Raw genomic sequence first — 19,529 nt, 5'->3', positions numbered from 1 at the left:
CGCCCTCCCCCGAACGCACCCGCTGCGGTGTCCGATGTGGACATCACAGCGGGTGCGTTGCCGAGGAGTCAGAGGCGGATGCCGGCGAGCTGCGTGCCCTGGGCGACCAAGGTGCCCGTGCGGTCCCAGATGTGGCAGGACTCGTCGACGCGGCCGTCGGTGATCAGGTGGGCTCGGTGGAGCACCCGCAGCGGACCGGGAGCCGGGCGGGCACGAACGTAGGCCGTGAGCTCGAGCGTCGGCACCCAGCCGCTGGCCGAGATGTCGAAGGTGGCCGGCGGGAACGCGTCGACGGCGAACAGCAGGCTCACCGGGTCGAACGGCTCGTCGCCGGGCAGCGAAAGGCGGCCGACGAGCTCGCCGCCGCCGGAGGGGCCTTCGGTGAACACACGAGCGCTCGGTGCGTCGAGGAGGACCTCGATCTCGTCCATGATCGCCACCGGCAGGCCGAGCGGCGTGGTGCCCGGAACTCGGACCACCGACTCGATGCCGAGGCGCGGGTCGGGCAGGCCGTCCTGCCAGTACGGCTCACCGGCGGTCAGCGTGCCGACGGTGAACAGGGCCTCGACGGATACCTTGCCCTCCTGCAGCAGCCGGCCGCGCACCTGGCTCGAGTTGCGGCCGGTGCGCAGCGTCTCGATCTCGACCTCGGCCGGCCCCGGGTCGGGCGAACGCAGGTAGTGGGCGCTGGCGGCCAGCACGTCGGCGTGCTCCCGGTCGGCCACGGCGGCCCGCGCGATCAACGCGAGCAGGTAACCGCCGTTGGGCTTGCCACCGATCGTCCACAGCGGGCTGATGTCCGCGTCGAAACCGCCGGGCGACCGCCGTTTGACGGCGGACACCGCGGCGAAGGTCGTCGTGCTCACCGGGTGGTCTCCTCGCGCGGGTAGCGGGTTGTTCCGCGCAACTTAGCTCGCCCTCGCGGTGCGCGCCCGTCGAGTGAGACGGAGACCACCCGTCCGTTCAGCGCGGGTTCGCGAGCCGGCTGCGCCGGTGGGCTGCCATGCGGACGGGCGCGTTGGCGGCGCCGTAGCCCGCGTAGCCGTCGATCCGCTGGACGACCTCGAAGAACACCCGCCCGCCCAGCACTTCGGTGAAGAAGTGCAGCAAGACGCCGTGCTCGTCGCGGTCGTACAGGATCGAGTGGGCGCGCAGGGCGTCGAGCAGGTCCGGCGGCGGGGCGAGGCGGGCGTCGAGGTCGTCGTAGTAGTTGCCGGGGATCGGCAGGAGCGGCGCGCCGAGTTCACGCATCACGCGGGCACTGGCCAGGGCGTCTTCGGTGGTGAACGCGATGTGCTGCGGTTCGCGGACACCCGGTGCCCAGTCGCCGCGGCGCAGCAGGGCCGAGTCCAGGGCGATGCGCACGGCGCCGCCGGTGACCGTGCGGCTGCGCACGAGCCCGAACGGCGCGGCGAACTCCGTGACCGGCTCCGGTTCCAGGCCGAGCACCGCGCGGTAGAAGAGGGTGGCCTCGTCGAAGTGGTCGAAGGGCTGGGTCAGTGACACGTGGTCGACGCCGATCACCCCGGCACCCGGCACCGTTTTTCCCGAGACCGTTTCTCCCGACACCGTGGCGAAATCGTCGAGCCAGCTGTCGACTCCCCCGGTACGGCAGAAGAACACCGAGGTACCGTCCGGCGCGGCCACGGCGGAGAGGTCCGCCTCCCCCGCGCTGTGCGTGCGGGGCAGCACGGGCGCGAGCAGCCGCTGCGCACGGGCGGCCGACGCAGGCGGATCCGCGCTCTCCACCGCCAGCGCGGCCACCGACGCGCTGTCCCCGGAAACGCCGGAGTTGACCAGGATCCGCGCGTCACCCTGCTGCCACAGCGCCACGGGTTTGGTCCGGTGCTGCCCCGAGTGTGTGAACCCGAGCCCGGCCAGCGCCTGCGAAACCTCGGGGCCGGCCGTGGCGATCTCCGTGAACGCGTGCCCGCTCAGCACCGGTGCGACGGGCAGCGCCGTCGTGCCGAGGGTTTCCTCCAGCGCCAGCAGGGACCGCATCGCGTCGACGGCGGCCGGACCGGGGTCGACCTGGCGGAAGACGTCGTTGAACACCTCCAGCGACAACGGCCCGGCGTATCCCGCGGCGAGCACGTGAGCGGTGAAGTCCGTGAGGTCGAACGCGCCCTGACCCGGGAACAGCCGGTGGTGGCGGCTCCACTGCAGCACGTCCATCTCCAGGCGCGGCGCGTCGGCCAGCTGCAGGAAAAAGACCTTCTCCCCCGGGATCGTGCGGATCGCGGCGGGGTCGCTGCCGCGCGAGAGGATGTGGAAGCTGTCCAGGCACAGCCCCAGCGCGGGGTGCGCGGCCCGGCGCACGATCCGCCACGAGTGCTCGTAGGTGTTCACGAACCGGCCCCACGCCAGTGCTTCGTACGCGATCCGCAGCCCGCGTTCGGCAGCGCGTTCGGCCAGGGCGTGCAGCTGTTCGGCCGCGAGCTCGTCGTCGTCCACGGCGTCCGGGGACACCGAGGAACACACGAGCATCGTGTCGGCGCCGAGCTGTGCCATCACGTCGAACTTGTGCTCGGCGCGGCGCAGGTTCGCCGCGAGCACCGGGGGCGGCACGGCCTCGAAATCGCGGAACGGCTGGTAGAGCTCGACGGTCAGGCCGAGGTCCGCGCAGTGCTCCCGCACTTGTTTCGGGGACCACGGCGAGGCGAGCAGGTCGGGTTCGAAGATCTCGACACCGTCGAACCCGGCCGCCGCGGCGGCGGTCAGCTTGTCCTCCAGCGTGCCGGACAGGCAGACGGTGGCGATCGCCCGGCGGGGGTCAGTCGAGGACATCGGCGGGTTCCCTTTCTCCAGGAGCGGTGAGCCGGTCGAAGTGCCGCCGCATCCGGCCGGTGTCCGGTGCGGTGCCGGTGAACAGCGCGAGTGCGCCGGCGGCCTGGAACACGGCCATGCGGCCGCCGTCGAGCACCCGGCAGCCGACCCGGCGGGCCAGGCGCACGAGGTCGGTCTCCAGCGGCCGGTACACGACCTCCGCGAGCCAGAGCCGCGGGTCCAGCAGCTCGGCGGGCAGCGGCAGGCCCGGGTGCGCGGCCATGCCGACCGGGGTGGCGTGGACCAGTCCGTCGGCGCCGGCCAGTGCCGACGCCGTCGAGCCCCCGGCCGACGCCCGGTCGGCCCCGAACCTCGTGCGCAGGGCTGAGGCCAGCGCGTCGGCGCGCGCCGGATCCAGGTCGAGCACGTGGACGCGGCCCGCGCCCAGCGTGAGCAGGCCGTGGGCGACCGCCGCGCCGGCGCCGCCCGCGCCCAGCAGCACGACGGAGCCGAGCGGCACCCCGGGCAGCCCGCTTTCGAGGCCGCGGGCGAAGCCGGACCAGTCCGTGTTGTGGCCCGCCGCCGTGTCACCGTCGAACACCACCGTGTTCACGGCGGCCAGCGCCGCCGCGTCGGGTGAGAGCTCGTCGAGGTGGGCGAGCACGGCCTGCTTGCACGGGTGCGTCACGTTGAGCCCGGCGTAACCCGCGGCGCGCGCCGCCGCGACCACCTCGCCCACGGCGCTCGCGGGCAGGCCCCAGTCGTCGAGGTCGAAGCGGCCATACGCGAGCCGCACGCCGAGGCGGCCCGCCTCGGCTTCGTGCAGCGGCGGGCTGAGCGACGGGCCGATGCCCGATCCGACGAGCCCGGCGAGCACGGCGCCGGGGCCGGCGCGGCGGGCGTGCTCGCGGACGGCGTCCACGACCGTGGCTGGGTGCACGAGGTTCCTTTCGACGTGCGGACAAGAGCTGAACGGGAGCCGGGGCCGCGCGGGCCTACAGTGGGACGCGACCCAGCCGGAGCGAGAAGGGAAGTCCGTGGCCGCACCGTCGCCGGAAGACGCCGCCGGGAAAGAACGCACCCGCGACGCCGAGCGGACCAAGGCGGAGATCCTCGACGTCGCCGCGGTCGAGTTCGCCGAGAAGGGCTACGACGGCGCCCGGGTGGAGGAGATCGCCGCGAGGACCCGTACCACCAAGCGGATGATCTACTACTACTTCACCAGCAAGGACCAGCTCTTCGTCACGGTGCTGGAACGCGCCTACACGGTGATCCGGCAGCTGGAGCAGAACCTCGACGTCGACGACCTCGACCCGGTCGACGCGATCCGCCAGCTCGCCGAGCTCACGTTCGACCACCACGACTCGCACCCCGGGTTCGTGCGGCTGGTGAGCATCGAGAACATCCACCGCGCGCAGCACATCACGCGCTCCACCACGCTCTCGACGCTCGCCAACCCGGCGCTCGACGTGCTCACCCGCATCCTGAAGCGCGGCCGCGCCGCCGGCGTGTTCCGCGCCGACGCCGACGCGCTCGACGTGCACATGGTGATCAGCGCGTTCTGCGTGTTCCGCACGGCCAACCGCTACACGTTCAACGCGATCTTCGACCGCGACCTGCTCGACCCGGCCACCCGCGAGCACCACCGGCGCATGGTCGGCGACCTGCTGGTGAGCTACCTGACCGCCGGCTGAGGCCCTCACGCGATCCTCGCGATCCGGCCGGTGTGATCGGTCGGGTAGCGCTCCAGCACGCGCGGATCGTGGCCTGGCAGGAACGTCTCGGCCAGCTCGCGGATGCGATCGAAGGCGCCGTACACGCCGGTCGTCGAGTGCAGCAGCGGCGCGGGGTGGTCGGCTTCGAGGTTCTCGTAGAAGTGGCTGGCGTCGGAGGCGACCACGACCGGGCCGGCCGCGGTCGCCACGCGCACCACCTGCGTGCCCGCGGTGTGGCCGCCGACGAGGTGGACGGTGAGGCCGGGCACGACCTCGGCGTCGCCCTCGACGATCTTCAGCCGGCCGGAGGCGCCGAGTCGTTTCAGTTCCGCTTCGTCGAGGAGCCAGCGTTCACGCGTGATGCGCTCGGCCCACGGTCCCGTCCAGTAGTCCACTTCGGACCGCTGGACGGTGACGGCCGCATTCGGAAAAGCGCTCGCCCGGCCGGCGTGGTCGTAGTGCAGGTGGGTGAGCACCACGTGGTCCACGGCTTCGGGAGCCACGCCGAACGCGGCGAGCAGCTCCACCGGGTCCACGTACTCCAGTCCGGGCACGCCCGCCGCGCGGTCGGGGTGCATCCCGGTGTCGACGAGCACCGTGTGCTCCGGCGAGGCGGCGAGCCACACGTAGTACGCCGTGGGGTGCGGTTCGGTCGAATCCTTGCCGTGCCCCAGGAAATGGTCGCCGCGCACGCCTTCGCGGCGGCCGTAACACAGGGCGTGGACCTCGAACGTGCTCACGGCTGGACGCCGACCTCCTTCACCTGGTGCACCGGGGCGTCCTTCAGGCCGAGCTGAGCGGTCGGGACTCGGTAGGTCTCGCGGCCGGTGGCCACGGCGATCGCGTTGACCACGCACAGCCCGGCGGTGAAGATCGCGACGCCGAGCCACGCGCCGCGCCCGTCCCCGGCGACGGCCGCCGCCACGCTCGGCAGGAAACCGCTGATGGCGAAGCCGATCTGCGTGCCGATCGCGGTGCCCGACAGGCGCACGCGGGCCGGGAACATCTCGCCGTAGAACGACGGCCAGATGGCGCTCGTGGCGGTGTAGACGATGCCGAACATGCCGATGCCGAGCACGAAGATCCACACGTAGCTGCCGGCGGCGATCGCGCCGAGGTAGCCGAAGATCAGCACCGCGCAGGCGAGTGAGCCGGCGATGAAGATCTTCTTGCGGCCCTTGCGGTCGGAAAGCTTGGCCCACAACGGGATCGAGATCACCGCGGCGACGTTGGCGAGCACACCCACCCACAGCATCGGCGTTTTGCTCAGCCCCACCGTGTTCACCGCGTAGCTGAGCGCGTAGACGGTGAAGATCGTGCTGACCGAGGCGATGAGCGCGGCGACGATCACCCGCAGCACGTCGGCCCAGTGGTCGCGCAGCAGCACCGCGAGCGGCAGCCGCACCACCTCACCGGCGGCGACCTCCTCGCGGAACACCGGCGTCTCCTCCACCGAGCGGCGGATGAAGTACCCGACCGCGACCATCACCGCGCTCAGCCAGAACGGCACCCGCCAGCCCCACGACAGCAGCGCGTCCTGCGGCAGCGCGGCGACCGGCAGGAACACCGCCGTGGCCACGATCTGCCCGGCCTGCGTGCCGCTGAGGGTGAAGCTCGTGTAGTACGCGCGGCGGTCCTCCGGCGCGTGCTCGAGGCTCATCGAGTTCGCGCTCGCCTGCTCACCACCGGCGGAAAGCCCTTGCAACAGGCGCAAAGCGACGAGCAGCACCGGCGACGCGATCCCGAGCGACGCGTAGCTCGGCAGGCAGCCGACGAGGACCGTGGAGGCGCCCATGAGCAGCAGCGTCGCGATGAGCACCCGCTTGCGGCCGAAGCGGTCGCCGAGGTGCCCGAGCAGCAGCGCGCCGAGCGGGCGGGTCACGTACCCGACGCCGAACGTCGACAGGGCGAGCAACGTGCCCGCGGCCGGCGACGACGAGGGGAAGAAGATCTTGCCGAAGACCAGTGCGGCGGCGGTGCCGTAGATGAAGAAGTCGTAGTACTCCAGCGCGCTGCCGATCCAGGCGGCCAGCGCCGCCTTCGCGGGCCGACCGGCGGCAGGCGCCGCTCGATCTCCTCGACCGTTCACGTTTCTCTCCTCTGCGGTGCGCCGTTGCCTCGCCCGTCGGCTAATGTACCGTACGGTTAATTAGAGAGGGTGGAGGTCGGACCGGGAGTTGTCAAGGACGGATTTCCCGGTGAAGATCCACAGTGGCCGGGTCCTCTGTGGAGGGTGCGCGAAAACGGCCGGAAATCCCCGGTGGTCAGGGTTTTCCGGCCGTTCGCGGCGCTGCTACGTCAGAGGTTCTCCACCTCGACCGGGTCGATCGCCTCGCCGTCGGGGAGGTCGAAGCCGAGGATCTGGCTGTAGAAGCTCAGCTCGGCGTCCAGGGAGCGGCGGATGTTCTCGGCGCGGCGGAAGCCGTGCTGCTCGCCTTCGAACAGCAGGTAGGCCACGGGCACCTTGCGCGAGCGCAGGGCGTCGACGATCAGCTCCGACTGGTTCGGCGGCACCACGGGGTCGTCCGCGCCCTGCAGCACGAGCAGGGGTTTCGCGAAGTCTTCGACGTGCTGGATCGGTGAGCGTTCGAGATAGACCTCGCGCATCTCGGGGTACGGCCCGATCAGGCGGTCGAGGTAGCGGCTCTCGAACTTGTGCGTGTCGGCCGCGAGCGCCTGCAGGTCGGCGACGCCGAACAGGTCGGTGCCGGCGGCGAAGGGCGTGTCGGCGCGCGAAAGGGCGGCCAGCACGGTGTACCCGCCGGCGGAGCCGCCGCGGATGAGCAGCTTGCCGCCGTCGACGCGCCCCTCGCTCGCGAGCCAGCGCACGGCCGCGATGCAGTCGGCGACGTCGAGGACGCCCCACGTGCCGTGCAGCTGCTCACGGTAGGCGCGGCCGAATCCGGTGGACCCCGCGTAGTTCACGTCCACCACGCCGAAGCCGCGGCTCGTCCAGTACTGGATCGCCGGGGACAGCACGGGAACCGCCTGCGACGTCGGTCCACCGTGGACGATCACGACAACCGGCGGCTTCGACCCCGCCGGACCCGAGAAGCCCGGGTTCACGGGCGGGTAGAACAAGGCGTGGGACACGCGTTCGCCCGACGGGAAATCGACGGCCTCGGGCACGGAGACGTACTCGGCGCCGATCCCGGTGTCGCGCGGCTCGCGCAAGGTGCGGACGGCTCCGGTGGCGTCGAGCGCGTACACACTCGTCTCGGCGGTGGGTGAGCCGGCGAGCAGCAGCAGTTCGCCTTCGCTGCCGGGGCGCAGCGCGCTGACCGCGGAAAACGGCGTGTCGAGGTCGGTCACCGTGCCGTCGGGCGTGGCGATCGCGAGCCCGTCGAAGCCACCCGACCAGCGGGCGAACACCACGCGGTGGTCGGCCAGCACCACGTACCGGCCCGTGCCCAGGCCCCACGCGGGCACGCCGATCTCGGCTTCGAGCCGGATCACCGGCTTCACGGTGCCGGCCGCGTCGCACCGGTACAGGTTCCACCAGCCGCTGCGGTCGGACAGGAAGTACAGCGTGCCGTCGGCGTGCCAGCGCGGCTCGGACACCGACTCCCCCGGCCCGCCGGCGACCACGGCCTCCTCGCCGGTGGCCAGGTCCCGCACGCGCAGCTCGGTCGAGTCCCACGGCATGTTCGGGTGGTCCCACGCGACCCACGCGAGCTTGCCGCCGTCGGGCGAGAACCGCGGGCTCGCCACGAAATCCGGTCCGGACACGAGCAGTTCGGGCTCGGCGTCACCGGTCAGCACCACGATCTCGTTGCGCACGTCCACCGCGCCGCGGCCGTCTTTCGGGTGGTGCTCGCGCACCACGACCAGGCGCGTGCCGTCGGCGGTCAGGTCGCCGTCGGCGTAGCGATCACCGCGCGGCACCTCGGGTTCGGGGGTGAGGGGCACGGGCGCACTGCCCGGGGCCAGCCGGTACAACCGCTGGTCCGGCCAGTTGGCGAACCACACGACCCCGTCGCGCACCCACCAGTCGGCACCGCCGTACTCGTGCACCGACGTGCGCGCCCCGAAACCGTCGGGCAGCAGGTCGGCGGTGGTCCCGTCGGCTGCCCGCCGCACGAGCTGCACGCGGCCACCCTCGCCGGGCCGCGCCTCCGACCACACGACGGCACCCCCGTCCGCCCGCACATCGGTGACACGCACGGCGCTCTGCGTGATCAGGCTCGCGGTGAACGGCGTGGCCCAGGACCCGAATTCGGAGATCTGCACGGCGCCACGCTAGCCGATCTCCCCCACGGCGGGGGCGGCGTTGCACCCGTTGCCCCGCAGGAGTGCCGGATCGACCATCGGGAGAAGCCGATGCACCGGGGTTCGGCGAGGGCGATCGGGAGGCGGCCCTCGCCGGCCCGGCTCACACCGCGTACGTGTAGTCCGGCACGTCGGTCACGAACATGTACCCCGGCGCGTGCGTGATCGCGAACGGCGGCTTCGACTGCATGATCGCGGCCTGCGGGGTGACCCCGCACGCCCAGAACACCGGGACCTCGCCCTCGCGGATCTCAACGGGGTCGCCGAAGTCGGGCTTCGAGAGGTCCTCGATGCCGAGGGCCTCGGGGGCTCCGATGTGGACCGGGGCGCCGTGCACGGACGGGAACTGGCCGCTGATGCGCACGGCGTCGGCCACGCGGTCGGCGGCGATCGGGCGCATCGACACGACCATGGGACCGCTCAGGCGTCCGGCGGGGGCGCAGGCGCGGTTCGTCTTGTACATCGAGACGTTCTGGCCCTTGCTGATGTGGCGGACCTCGATGCCGGCGGCGACCAGCGGCGTCTCGAAGGTGTAGCTGCAGCCGATCATGAACGTGACGAGGTCGTCGTTCCAGTACTCCTTGACGTCGTCCGGCTCGTCGACCAGTTCGCCGTCGCGCCAGACGCGGTAGGAGGGCAGGTCAGTGCGCAGATCGGCGCCGGCCGCGAGGTCGGTGTGCGGGCTGCCGGTGTCGGTGACGCCGATGATGGGACACGGCTTGGGGTTGCGCTGGCCGAACAGGAGCGCGTCGTAGGCGTACTCGCGCGGCACGATGATCAGGTTGGCCTGCGCGTAGCCCGGCGCCCAGCCGGCGGTCGGCACACGCAGTCCGCCGCGGAAGGCTTCGCGAGCCGCGGCCGGTTCGAGAGCGGGGGTGATGGTCATGGACGCACTCCTCAGGAGAAGATCGAGCCGAGTGAGGTCAGGGACTCCACCGCGGCGTAGGCGGTGAACAGCCAGGCGGCGATGCCGACGCCGAGCAGCACTTTGGGGTAGCGGTAGCCGGAGATCAGGTCGCGGCGGCGCAGCGCGACCCACAGGATGATGGCCAGGCCGATGGGCAGCACCAGGCCGTTGATGGCGCCGGCGAACACCAGCATCGACTGCGGCGTCTGGCCCGCGGCGATGAAGATGATCGTCGCGAGGCCGATCAGCACGATCACCGCGCGGTTGAAGTGGGTGCGCACGGGCTTGACGTAGGACTGCAGGAACGTGGCGGTGGTGTAGGAGTTGCCGATCACGCTCGTCATCCCCGCCGCCCAGAACACCAGGCCGAACAGGTGCAGGCCCACCGTGCCGAACGCGGCGAGGAACGTCGAGCCCGCCGCATCGTTCTTGTTCGCCAGGTGCGCACCGGTGGCGATGACGCCGAAGAACCCGAGGAACAGCACGATCCGCAGCACGCAGGCCACGAGGATGCCGGTCCACGCGCCGCGGTTGATGCGCTTGAGGTTCGACACGCCGACCAGGCCGCCGTCGATCAGCCGGTGCGCGCCCGAGTAGGTGATGAAGCCGCCGACCGTGCCGCCGATGAGCGTGAGGATCGGCAGGAACGGCAGGCCCTTCGGGTCGACGACACCCACCGCGGCCTGCCCGACCGGCGGCGCCGTGGCGATCACGAGCGCGATGATCAGCGCGATCTTCACGAAACCGAGCACCACCATCACGCGGTCCACAGCCGTGAGCACCGAGCGGACGAGGAAGATCGCGATCGTGAGGACACCGCTGATGGCCGCGCCGATGCGGGGGTCGACGCCCAGCAGGTTGTGCAGGCCGAGACCGGTGCCGGCGATGTTGCCGATGTTGAACACGACCGCGCCCAGCACCACGAACACCGTGAGCACCTGGCCGGCACCCGGGAACACCTTGCTCGCCAGGTCCTGCGCCCGCTGCCCCGAGATGCCGAGGATGCGCCACACGTTGAGCTGCACGGCGACGTCGATGATCATCGAGACCACGACCGCACACGCGAATGAGGCCCCGTAGAGCACGGTGAACGAGGCGGTCTGGGTGATGAAGCCCGGTCCCGCCGCACTCATGGCCATCAGCAGCGCGGCGCCGAACAGCGGCGGCACGCGCAGCCGTCCCGGCCGGGCCTGCCGGTCGTCGGTTTTGGTCACGCGGTCCATCCCACTCCTTGGTCACGATTGGCCGGGGTTGCCAAGCAGCTTAAGTTAGACGTCTGACGTCTAACGACCTGTTTCACCATCTGGGAGGTGCCCATGGCGGAGAACCTGCCTTCGGTCTGGATCCAGGACCTGACCTGGGAAGAAGTGAGCTCGTACCTCGAGACCGAGCGGATCGTCATCGTGCCGATCGGCAGCACCGAGCAGCACGGCCCCGCCGGCGTGCTCGGTGTCGACTCGTACGTGGCCATCACGCTCGCCGAGGACGTGGCCGAGCGCAAGGGCGTGCTGGTCGCGCCCCCGATCTGGTACGGCGACTCGTCGCACCACGGCGCGTTCCCCGGCACCATCACGGTCCGGCCGGACACGCTCACGCTCCTGATCCGCGACGTCGCGCGCAGCCTGGCGCGCCACGGTTTCACCCGGATCATCCTGCTCAACGGGCACAAGGGCTCGAACCTGCCCGCGCTGAACAGCGCCGTGCGCGTGCTGCACGACGAGGAGCTGCCCGAGGTGCTGTTCGCCGTCGCGGACCCGCTGCACCTGGCGCGCTCGGCCTCGCCGACGATCAAGGAGACCAACGAGCACCACGCCGGTGAGCTCGAGCTCTCCCACGTGCACTACCGCTACCCCGGCAAGATCCGCACCGACCGCCTCACCGACGCCTCCGTCGACTTCGACGAGGTCTTCGGCGGGTTCGTCGGCAACGACCTGTTCGGCCCGGCGCCCGACGGCGTCGAGATCATCTGGTCCGGCGACGAGCAGCGCGCGTTCACCCCGACCGGCTCGTTCAGCTCGTCGAAGGGGCTGTCGGAGGACAAGGGCAAGCGTTACCACGACCACATCGTCGGGCGCCTCGGCGAGCTCGTCGACTGGCTGCGCACGTACAACGGCCCCATCGGTCACCGCAGCGAAGGCTGACCCGTGGTCACCCGGATTCATCCCGAGCCCGCGCTGCCCGGTGACCTGTCCGCGCTCTCGGCGATCACGTCGGACGCGTACCGGCAGGTCAAGGACCGGCTGCGCGAGGTGATCAAGCGCCTGGGCGAGGCGGGCCGGCTGCGGCTGCCGTCCGAAGCCGAGCTCTCGGCCGCTCTCGGGGTGAGCCGGGCGACGCTGCGTTCCGCGCTGCAGTCGCTGCAGAAGGAAGGCCGCATCCGCCGGTTGCACGGCCACGGCACGTTCATCAACCGCCACGCCCTGGGCCTCGGCGCGAACCTCGCCGAGGCGGGGGCGTTCATGGACTTGCTCGCCGAGGCCGGGCACCCGGCGTCGGTGCGCACGGCCGACCGGCGCGTGGTGAGGCTCGAGGCGGAAACGGCCGCGTCGCTGGAGATCCCGGCCGGCGAGCAGGCGCTGCGGATCGAGCGGGTCTTCGCCGCGGCGGGCGCGCCGGCGGTGCACAGCGTCGACCACTTCCCCGTGCGGCTGCTCGGCGACGACCCACTCGCCCTGGAGCCCCTGCAGTCGACGTTCGAGTTCGTGGAACGCCACATCGGCTCGCCGGTGTGCTACTCCGTGGCCGAGGTCCGGCCGGTGCTGCCGCCGCCGGAGGTCGCCGCGGCGCTGAACATCCCCGTGACACGGCCGTTGCTGCGGCTGCGTCACACCCACATCCACGCGGACGAGCGGCCGGTGGCCGTCACGATCGTGCACGTCAACGACGAATACCTGCGTTTCTCGGTGATCCGGACCTACCTCGATGAGTGAAACATGACCACACTGGCCAACCCGACGCGGCTCGACCGCAAGGCGTGGGGCGTACTGGCGCTGACCCTCGTGTTCTGGGTCGCCGACGGCTACGACACCTTCGTGCTGCTGATCACCGCGCGCCCGACGCTCACCGAGCTGCTGCCACACGACCAGCTGCCGCACCTCACCACCTACCAGGGCTACCTGGTCGCCATCACGCTCGCGGGCTGGGCGACCGGCGGGATCGTGGGCGGTGTCGTCGGCGACCGGCTGGGCCGACGGCGCACGATGATCGCGGCCGTGGCCGTGTACAGCGTGTTCACGGCGTGCTCGGCGCTTTCGGGGAACTGGTGGGTCTTCGGGCTCACGCGGTTCCTCACCGGGCTCGGGATCGGCGCCGAGTGGGGCGTGGGCACCTCGCTGTTGCAGGAGGTGTGGCCGCAGAAGTGGCGAGCTAAGGGCGCGGGGCTGCTGCAGGCCGGGTTCTCCGTGGGCGGGGTGCTCGTGTCCGGGCTGTGGGTGCTGTTCGGGTCGACGCTGGGCCTGTCGTGGCGCTGGATGTACCTGTTCGGGGTGCTGCCGCTCGTGGTGGTGCTGCTGGCGCGGCGCAGCATTCCCGAATCGCCGCGGTGGGCCGCGCAACGGCAGCCCAAGGTCCGCGTCGGGGAGCTGCTGGCACCCGGCGTGCGGCGCAAGTTCCTCGGCGCGCTGGCGGTCTCGATCGCGATCACCGGCGGCTGGTGGGCGGTGAGCTCGTTCCTGCCGAGCTTCGTCGGCGGCCTCGTGGACGATCCGAAGCGCATCGCGTTCTTCACGGGATGGGCCGGGGCGCTGTACAACCTCGGCGAGATCGTGGGCTGCGTGCTGTTCGGGTTCCTCGCCGAGAGCTGGGGCCGCAAGTGGTCGATCCAGGCCTACTTCCTGGGGTGCGCGGCGATCGTGCCGATCGTGTTCCTGCTGGTGCACGACGCGTCGACCGCGACGTGGCTGCAACTGGTCGCCGGGTTCCTCACCGGTGGCGTGTACAGCTGGTACACCGTGCACACGCCGGAGCTGTTCGCCACGTCGATCCGCGCGACGGCGATCAGCGTGGTGTTCAGCGGTTCGCGCTACCTCGCGATGGCCGGGGCCGTGCTCATCGGACCGCTCGCCTCGGCCGTGGGCGGGTTCGGGCACGCGGCCGCGATCTTCGCGCCGATCTACCTGCTGGGCATGATCGCCGTGCTGTTCCTCCCCGAAACCAAGGGCAAACCCCTGCCCGCCTGAGTTGTTTCCTTGTCGAGAAAGGACTTCCCCATGACCGTGAAGGTCGACATCCGGGTGCCCGTCGGCCGCCCGCTGCCCGAGCTGACGAAGTTCATCGTGTCGTGCGAGGAAGCCGGGTTCAACGGCGTCGGCGTGCACGACCACCACCACTCGGGCCGCGACGTCTACTCCGCCCTGACGCTGGCCGCCGCGGCGACGTCGAAGCTGCAGCTCTACCCCGCCACCACCAACACGGTGACGCGCCACCCGCTCGTGCTCGCGGCCATCGCGAACTCGCTGGCCGAGATCGCGCCGGGCCGGGTGCTGCTCACGCTCGCGCCCGGGTTCCTCTCCGTCGAGAAGGCCGGGCGGCCGCAGGGGCAACGCGCGCAGCTGGGCGAGGCCGTGACGGCCATCCGGAAGCTGGTGGCCGACGAGAAGGCCACTGTGGACGGTCACGAGATCAAGATGAACAATGTGGCCAAGCCCGCGGCGGGCATCTTCGTGCTCGCCGCCGGGCCGAAGATGCTCGAGCTCGCCGGCGAGGTCGCCGACGGCGTCGTGATGCTCGCGGGGCTGCACCCGGACAGCATCGAGGCCGCGCGCTCGCACGTGCGCGCGGGCGCGCAGCGGGCCGGGCGCACGCCGGAGTCGGTGCAAGAGATCTTGATCGTGCCCACGGCGATCGAGCCGTTCGACACCGCGCGCGAGTGGGTGCGCCGCTACTTCCGCCCCGACAAGCCCTTCCTGAACTACCCGAGCACCGCCAACCTGCGCTGGCTGCGCGCCGCCGGGCTCGACATCCCCGCCGACCACGACCCCACGGCCTTCACCGACGCCGAGGCCAAGCGGATCAGCGAGGCCTTCGGCCTGTTCGGCCCGGCCGAGTACTGCGCCGAGCGGCTCTTGCAGGCGAAGCAGGAGTCCGGCGTGGACCACGTGTTCTTCTTCCCGTCCCACACCGCGGAGTCCGGCTACGACCTGCCGGAGGCCGACGTGGCCGCGTTCAAGGACGTGATCGGGCCGCGGCTGGCGGCCGGCTAGCGGTAGTGCTCGGGACCGCCTCGGTTCCCGCCCGCCCTCCGCGGCGGAATCGAGGCGGTTCCCGGAATCCCGGCCCTGCCACTCCCAGGAAAACCGGGGCCGTCCCACCGGCCGGCCCGCGGGCGCACCGTGGAACCGAAGGCGGCAGAACCCGCCCGGTACCCAGCGCGAAAGGCACCCGACCGTGGCCGACACCCTTCCCGGCGGCACCCTCACCCTCGCCGACGACCTCACGCTCACCCGTATGGGCTACGGCGCCATGCAGCTGGCCGGCCCCGGCGTCCTCGGGCCGCCGAAGGACCACGACGAGGCGATCGCGGTATTGCGCGAAGCGGTCGAGCACGGGATCACCCACATCGACACCAGCGACTTCTACGGCCCGGTCGTCACCAACGAGCTGATCAAGGAAGCCCTCCACCCCTACCCCGCCGACCTGCGCATCGTGACGAAGGTCGGCGCGCGGCGTGGCACGGACGGCTCGTGGCTCCCCTCACTGGAGCCCGCGGACCTCGAGGCGCAGGTGCACGAGAACCTGCGCCACCTCGGGCTCGATGTGCTCGACGTCGTGAACCTGCGCGTGGGCGCGCACGAGGGGCCGGACGACACCCCGCTGGGCGCCGAGTTCGCCGCGCTGGCCGAGCTGCGCGAGCAGGGCCGGATCCGGCACCTGGGACTCAGTGGCGTCTCGGACGCGCAGCTCACCGAGGCCCAGGCCATCGCGCCCGTGGTGACCGTGCAGAACCTGTACAACGTGGTCGCCCGCGACGATGACGCCCTCGTCGAGCGCTGCGCCGCGGAGCACATCGCGTTCGCGGCGTTCTTCCCGCTCGGCGGGTTCACGCCGGTGCAGTCGGAGACGCTGGCGAAGGTCGCGGCGGGCCTGGGTGCGTCGCCGCAGCAGGTGGCGCTCGCGTGGCTGCTGCAGCGGTCCCCCACGACCGTGCTGATCCCCGGCACGTCGTCGCGCGGGCACCTGCGCGAGAACATCGCGTCGGCCGACCTCGTGTTGCCGGCCGAGGCGGTGGCGGAGCTGGACACGATCGGCCGGTGAGTCCACAGTGGACCCAAGCGGTGTCTTGACCACGGCGGATAGGCTCACGGCGTGATCACCACCGACGGATACCTGTACCTCGTCGACCGCGCGCTCGACGGGATGGCCGCCACGCTCACCGAGCTCGGCGACGAGCTCGTGAACGCCCGCCCCGAAGCGGCCGGGACGAACTCACCGTACGCGATCGTCACGCATTGTCTCGGCGTGATGACGTTCTGGGGCGGCCACGTCGTCGCCGGGCGCGAGGTGGAGCGCGACCGGGACGCCGAGTTCGCGGCGACGGGTCCCGTCGCACCGCTGCTGGCGCGGCTGCGGGCGGTGCGGGAGCAGTTCGGCGCCGACGTCGCGGGGTCCGTCCCGGACGCGGCGCCGGCCGGCGAGGTCCCGCCGAAGTACCGGGGCACCCCGATCGGCGCGGATCAGGGCACGGCGCTGCTGCACGTGTACGAGGAGCTCGCCCAGCACCGCGGGCACCTCGAGCTCACCCGCGACGTGCTGCTCGGGCGCGTGTAGAGAACAAAACCGCGGCTCCGTCCTTACAGTGAGCGTGCCGAGACGCGGCACGCCGGAAGGGCGGAGGAAGCCACGATGACGAAGTACATGGTGATCCAGACGTACTCGGGCGGCGAAGGCTGCGACGTGCCGATGACCGAGTGGTCACCCGAGGACATCCGGGCGCACGTCGCGTTCCAGCAGGCGCTGAACGCCGAGCTCGCCGACAAGGGTGAGCTCGTGGACGCGCAGGGCCTGTCCGGGCCGGAGGCGGCGAAGAAGGTCGTGTCCGGGGGCGCGGGCGGGACCGTGGTCACGGACGGGCCGTTCGCCGAGGTCAAAGAGCTGATCGCGGGCTACCGGATCGTCGACGTCGACTCGGAGGACCGCGTGCTCGAGATCGCCGCGCGGCTTTCGGCGGCGCCGGGGATCGGGGGTACGCCGATCCGTCAGCCGATCGAGGTCCGTCAACTGATGAGCGCACCGGCCTGATGACACCCGAGGCGCTCGAGGACCTGCTGCGCACACTCGCGCCGCAGGTCCTCGGCGTGCTGGCCCGGCGGTCGGGCGACTTCGGCGCGGCCGAGGACGCCGTGCAGGAGGCCCTGCTCGCCGCGGCGCTGCACTGGCCCGCCGACGGTGTGCCCGACAACCCGCGCGGGTGGCTGATCCAGGCGGCGGCCCGGCGGCTCACCGACCGGTTCCGCAGCGACGAGGCCCGCGCGCGCCGTGAGCTGGCGGTGTTCGCCGAGCCCGGCCGAGGTGTCGGACCAGGACGACACGCTCACGCTGCTGTTCCTGTGCTGCCACCCGGCGCTCACGCCGGCGTCGGCCATCGCGCTCACGTTGCGGGCCGTCGGCGGCCTCACCACCGCGGAGATCGCGGCCGCGTTCCTCGTTCCCGAGGCGACGATGGCGCAGCGCATCAGCCGGGCGAAGGGGAAGATCAAGGCGTCCGGTGTGCCGTTCCGGCTGCCGGCCGACGACGAACGCGCGGCGCGGCTGAAGTCGGTGCTGCACGTGCTGTACCTCGTGTTCAACGAGGGCTACACGAGCAGCGCCGGCGACAGCCTGCACCGCACGGACCTCTCGGGCGAGGCGATCCGGCTCGCGCGGCTGCTGCACGCCGTGCTGCCCGACGACGCCGAGGTCACGGGCCTGCTGGCGCTCATGCTGCTCAGCGACGCGCGACGTCCCGCCCGGACCCGGCCCGACGGCGAGCTCGTGCCGCTGGAGGAGCAGGACCGCACGCGGTGGGACCGGTCGCTGATCCGCGAGGGGGTGGTGCTGGCCACCGCGGCGCTCACCGGCGGGCCCGCGGGCGAGTACGGGCTGCAGGCGGCGATCGCGGCCACGCACGACATCGCGTTGCGCGCCGGCGACACGGACTGGCCGCGGATCCTGGCGTTGTACGAGCGGCTGGAAACCCTGGCGGACAACCCGATGGTCACGCTCAACCGCGCGATCGCGACCGCCCTGGTCCACGGCCCGGCGACCGGTCTGGACCTGCTCGCGACCCTCGACGAGCGCCTCGCCGGCCACTACCGCCTCGACGCCACCCGCGCCGACCTGCTGGAACGCGCCGGCGACACCGCGGCCGCCATCCGCTGCTACGAGGCCGCGGCCGCCCGCACCCCCAGCCTCCCGGAACGCCGCTTCCTGACGGTCCGCGCCGCACGGCTGCGCAGCGACCGTCCTTTTCGGACAGTGGGGCCGCTTCGCGCTCGCCCCGAGGGCCGCTAGGATCAGCGTCGATCCTCACTGAACGCGGAGCGGACCATGGCCAGCACCGGCGACCGGCGCACGGGGTACGACGTCACGAGCGTGCCCGCCGAGACACTGCTCGCCGCCCTGCGCGCGGCCGTCCCCCCGTCGGCCACGGCCGGCGTCGTGTGGTGGATCTACGCCGGTCAGGGCCCCGGGCTGCCCCACCTGGTCGCCGGCCTTCGCGGCGACCGCGGCACCCTGGTGTGGCAGGAGAACGGCACCACCCACCTCCCCGCCGACGGCTCCGGCACGGCGGCCGCCGACTACTTCAGCCTGCAGGGCAGCCACTTCCCGCAGCCGCCCGGGAGTGATGTGCCGGCGGAGCTGGTGCTTCAGGCGGTGGAGGAGTTCGCGAAGACCCGGGTGCGGCCGGAGTGCGTGGCGTGGAAGCTGCGCCAGGCCTGAGCCGGTTGTTCACCGACCGACTGCGACCTGGGCGGGCGCGGTCGCGGCGTCCAGGTGCATCAGTTTCACCACGGCGAGGTTCGCGACGAACAGCACGGGCAGGAGCAGCCCGAGCGTCCGGAGCCCGGAGAACCACAGGCCCGCGCCGGCACCCCCGACGACCACGACGACCGTGAGCGCATAGAGCAGGGGCGTCCGCAGGCTCGCCGTCGGCGCGGCGAACAGCGCCCACAGCCCGATCCCCACGGTGGGCGCACCCAGGCCCAGCAGCAGTTTTCCCGCGGTTCCCTCGGCAGCGTTAAACCCCCAGTACCCCAGCGCGGCGATCGCCGCCAGCTCCAGCAGGAAAGCCAGGCCCAGGTTCCCCCAGCGCCACACGGTCTCGATCACGGTCGCCTCCTTGACGGTGAGAGCAGTGCTCTCTGTTATGAGCAGTGTTCACCAACCTCCCGCGAACTGTCAAGAGCAGTGCTCTCGAATGCCCGCCACGCTCGCGACAGGCAGAGCGGCCCGATGAAACGACGTGACCGTCCTTTGAGGACGTCAGCGGGACCGCGCCGCACCACCCAACGGATTTCCGCAAACGCGCGGCAAGAGGTGAAAAGACACCCTCGGTGGTAGTTCCGGGCAGCGGTCACGAAGGGTGGCACACGAATGGCCCAGCGGACGGAGGTCGTGTCCTTCGTTCGGCGGCGTCGCTCTACCCTGGGTCTCAGTAGTCTTCTCCGCCATGAACGACCGAAGGACCGGAGTCCGCACGGTCCAGATGGCGGGCCTGGGCATCGTCCTCGGGCTGGGGTTTCTGGTGGCGAGCCTGTGGTGGGCGGAGGCGACGTGGTGGACGTGGCTGGCCGGCAGCCTGATGGTGGGGATGCTGGTGTGGATCTTCGTGTTCGAGCTGGTGCGGCTGCGCAGAAATGACTGAGGGGGCCGCCCCCGAAAAAGAGCGGCCCCCG

The 19,529-nt window shown here is 71.6% G+C and carries 19 protein-coding genes and 1 pseudogene; 11 read left to right on the top strand and 9 right to left on the bottom strand.

Going from position 1 to position 19,529, the window contains the following annotated elements:
- Positions 1-68: 68 nt before the first annotated feature.
- The 3 genes from ACWEOE_RS22595 to ACWEOE_RS22585 all read right to left on the bottom strand — a co-directional run bounded on the left by ACWEOE_RS22595 (position 69) and on the right by ACWEOE_RS22585 (position 3,643).
- Positions 69-866: a thioesterase family protein gene (locus ACWEOE_RS22595; protein WP_452012256.1), complete on the bottom strand. Its 798-nt coding sequence runs from the start codon at positions 864-866 to the stop codon at positions 69-71.
- Positions 867-963: 97 nt separating this feature from the next.
- Complete coding sequence (locus ACWEOE_RS22590; RefSeq protein WP_452012255.1) at positions 964-2,787, bottom strand: bifunctional sugar phosphate isomerase/epimerase/4-hydroxyphenylpyruvate dioxygenase family protein; 1,824 nt, start codon at positions 2,785-2,787, stop codon at positions 964-966.
- A complete protein-coding gene (locus tag ACWEOE_RS22585) occupies positions 2,774-3,643 on the bottom strand; it encodes a shikimate dehydrogenase (RefSeq protein ID WP_452012401.1) in 870 nt (289 codons plus the stop codon). Before ACWEOE_RS22585 ends, ACWEOE_RS22590 begins: the two co-directional genes overlap by 14 nt.
- A 160-nt stretch (positions 3,644-3,803) precedes the next feature.
- Here ACWEOE_RS22585 and ACWEOE_RS22580 point away from each other — a divergent pair, with 160 nt between their 5' ends.
- Positions 3,804-4,460 (top strand): TetR/AcrR family transcriptional regulator, encoded by a 657-nt coding sequence (locus ACWEOE_RS22580; protein WP_452012254.1) that lies wholly within the window; start codon positions 3,804-3,806, stop codon positions 4,458-4,460.
- A gap of 5 nt (positions 4,461-4,465) precedes the next feature.
- Here the strand turns inward: ACWEOE_RS22580 and ACWEOE_RS22575 are convergent, their stop codons facing one another.
- The 5 genes from ACWEOE_RS22575 to ACWEOE_RS22555 form a co-directional block, all read right to left on the bottom strand.
- Positions 4,466-5,221 carry an N-acyl homoserine lactonase family protein gene (locus ACWEOE_RS22575; RefSeq protein WP_452012253.1) on the bottom strand — a complete coding sequence of 252 codons (756 nt, stop codon included), beginning with the start codon at positions 5,219-5,221 and terminating at the stop codon, positions 4,466-4,468.
- On the bottom strand, positions 5,218-6,570 hold the full coding sequence (locus ACWEOE_RS22570; protein ID WP_452012251.1) for an MFS transporter: 1,353 nt from the start codon (positions 6,568-6,570) through the stop codon (positions 5,218-5,220). The genes ACWEOE_RS22575 and ACWEOE_RS22570 overlap by 4 nt, the downstream gene beginning before the upstream one ends.
- Before the next feature lie 209 nt (positions 6,571-6,779).
- Positions 6,780-8,711, bottom strand: a complete 1,932-nt coding sequence (locus ACWEOE_RS22565) for a prolyl oligopeptidase family serine peptidase (RefSeq protein ID WP_452012249.1) — start codon at positions 8,709-8,711, stop codon at positions 6,780-6,782.
- Between the two features lie 142 nt (positions 8,712-8,853).
- The gene (locus ACWEOE_RS22560) at positions 8,854-9,636 is read right to left on the bottom strand and encodes a putative hydro-lyase (RefSeq protein ID WP_452012247.1); all 783 of its coding nucleotides are present in this window, start codon (positions 9,634-9,636) and stop codon (positions 8,854-8,856) included.
- Between the two features lie 11 nt (positions 9,637-9,647).
- Positions 9,648-10,880 (bottom strand): NRAMP family divalent metal transporter, encoded by a 1,233-nt coding sequence (locus tag ACWEOE_RS22555; protein ID WP_452012246.1) that lies wholly within the window; start codon positions 10,878-10,880, stop codon positions 9,648-9,650.
- A gap of 93 nt (positions 10,881-10,973) precedes the next feature.
- Between ACWEOE_RS22555 and ACWEOE_RS22550 the strand changes: the two genes are divergently transcribed.
- From ACWEOE_RS22550 to ACWEOE_RS22510, 9 genes and pseudogenes are all read left to right on the top strand, one after another.
- Positions 10,974-11,798, top strand: coding sequence for a creatininase family protein (locus tag ACWEOE_RS22550; RefSeq protein WP_452012244.1), 825 nt, complete (start codon positions 10,974-10,976; stop codon positions 11,796-11,798).
- Positions 11,799-11,801: 3 nt separating this feature from the next.
- Positions 11,802-12,587 carry a GntR family transcriptional regulator gene (locus ACWEOE_RS22545; protein WP_452012243.1) on the top strand — a complete coding sequence of 262 codons (786 nt, stop codon included), beginning with the start codon at positions 11,802-11,804 and terminating at the stop codon, positions 12,585-12,587.
- A 3-nt stretch (positions 12,588-12,590) separates the two neighbouring features.
- Positions 12,591-13,835, top strand: coding sequence for an MFS transporter (locus tag ACWEOE_RS22540; RefSeq protein WP_452012242.1), 1,245 nt, complete (start codon positions 12,591-12,593; stop codon positions 13,833-13,835).
- Positions 13,836-13,865: 30 nt separating this feature from the next.
- Positions 13,866-14,858, top strand: a complete 993-nt coding sequence (locus ACWEOE_RS22535; protein ID WP_452012240.1) for an LLM class flavin-dependent oxidoreductase — start codon at positions 13,866-13,868, stop codon at positions 14,856-14,858.
- A gap of 184 nt (positions 14,859-15,042) precedes the next feature.
- On the top strand, positions 15,043-15,909 hold the full coding sequence (locus tag ACWEOE_RS22530; RefSeq protein WP_452012239.1) for an oxidoreductase: 867 nt from the start codon (positions 15,043-15,045) through the stop codon (positions 15,907-15,909).
- A 51-nt stretch (positions 15,910-15,960) separates the two neighbouring features.
- Positions 15,961-16,422 carry a mycothiol transferase gene (locus ACWEOE_RS22525; RefSeq protein ID WP_452012237.1) on the top strand — a complete coding sequence of 154 codons (462 nt, stop codon included), beginning with the start codon at positions 15,961-15,963 and terminating at the stop codon, positions 16,420-16,422.
- A gap of 75 nt (positions 16,423-16,497) precedes the next feature.
- Positions 16,498-16,893, top strand: a complete 396-nt coding sequence (locus tag ACWEOE_RS22520) for a YciI family protein (RefSeq protein ID WP_452012236.1) — start codon at positions 16,498-16,500, stop codon at positions 16,891-16,893.
- Positions 16,893-18,144 (top strand): annotated as a pseudogene (locus tag ACWEOE_RS22515) (RNA polymerase sigma factor). The gene ACWEOE_RS22520 and the pseudogene ACWEOE_RS22515 overlap by 1 nt, the downstream one beginning before the upstream one ends.
- Positions 18,145-18,180: 36 nt before the next feature.
- On the top strand, positions 18,181-18,573 hold the full coding sequence (locus ACWEOE_RS22510; RefSeq protein ID WP_452012234.1) for an Imm1 family immunity protein: 393 nt from the start codon (positions 18,181-18,183) through the stop codon (positions 18,571-18,573).
- Between the two features lie 9 nt (positions 18,574-18,582).
- On the opposite strand, the gene ACWEOE_RS22505 is transcribed toward ACWEOE_RS22510, so the two are convergent.
- On the bottom strand, positions 18,583-18,963 hold the full coding sequence (locus ACWEOE_RS22505) for a DUF2568 domain-containing protein (RefSeq protein WP_452012233.1): 381 nt from the start codon (positions 18,961-18,963) through the stop codon (positions 18,583-18,585).
- Positions 18,964-19,303: 340 nt separating this feature from the next.
- Here ACWEOE_RS22505 and ACWEOE_RS22500 point away from each other — a divergent pair, with 340 nt between their 5' ends.
- A complete protein-coding gene (locus ACWEOE_RS22500; protein ID WP_452012231.1) occupies positions 19,304-19,498 on the top strand; it encodes a hypothetical protein in 195 nt (64 codons plus the stop codon).
- The last annotated feature ends 31 nt before the right edge of the window (positions 19,499-19,529 follow it).

Source organism: Amycolatopsis sp. NPDC004368, assembly GCF_053602515.1.
This window is presented reverse-complemented; position numbering and strand designations above follow the sequence as displayed.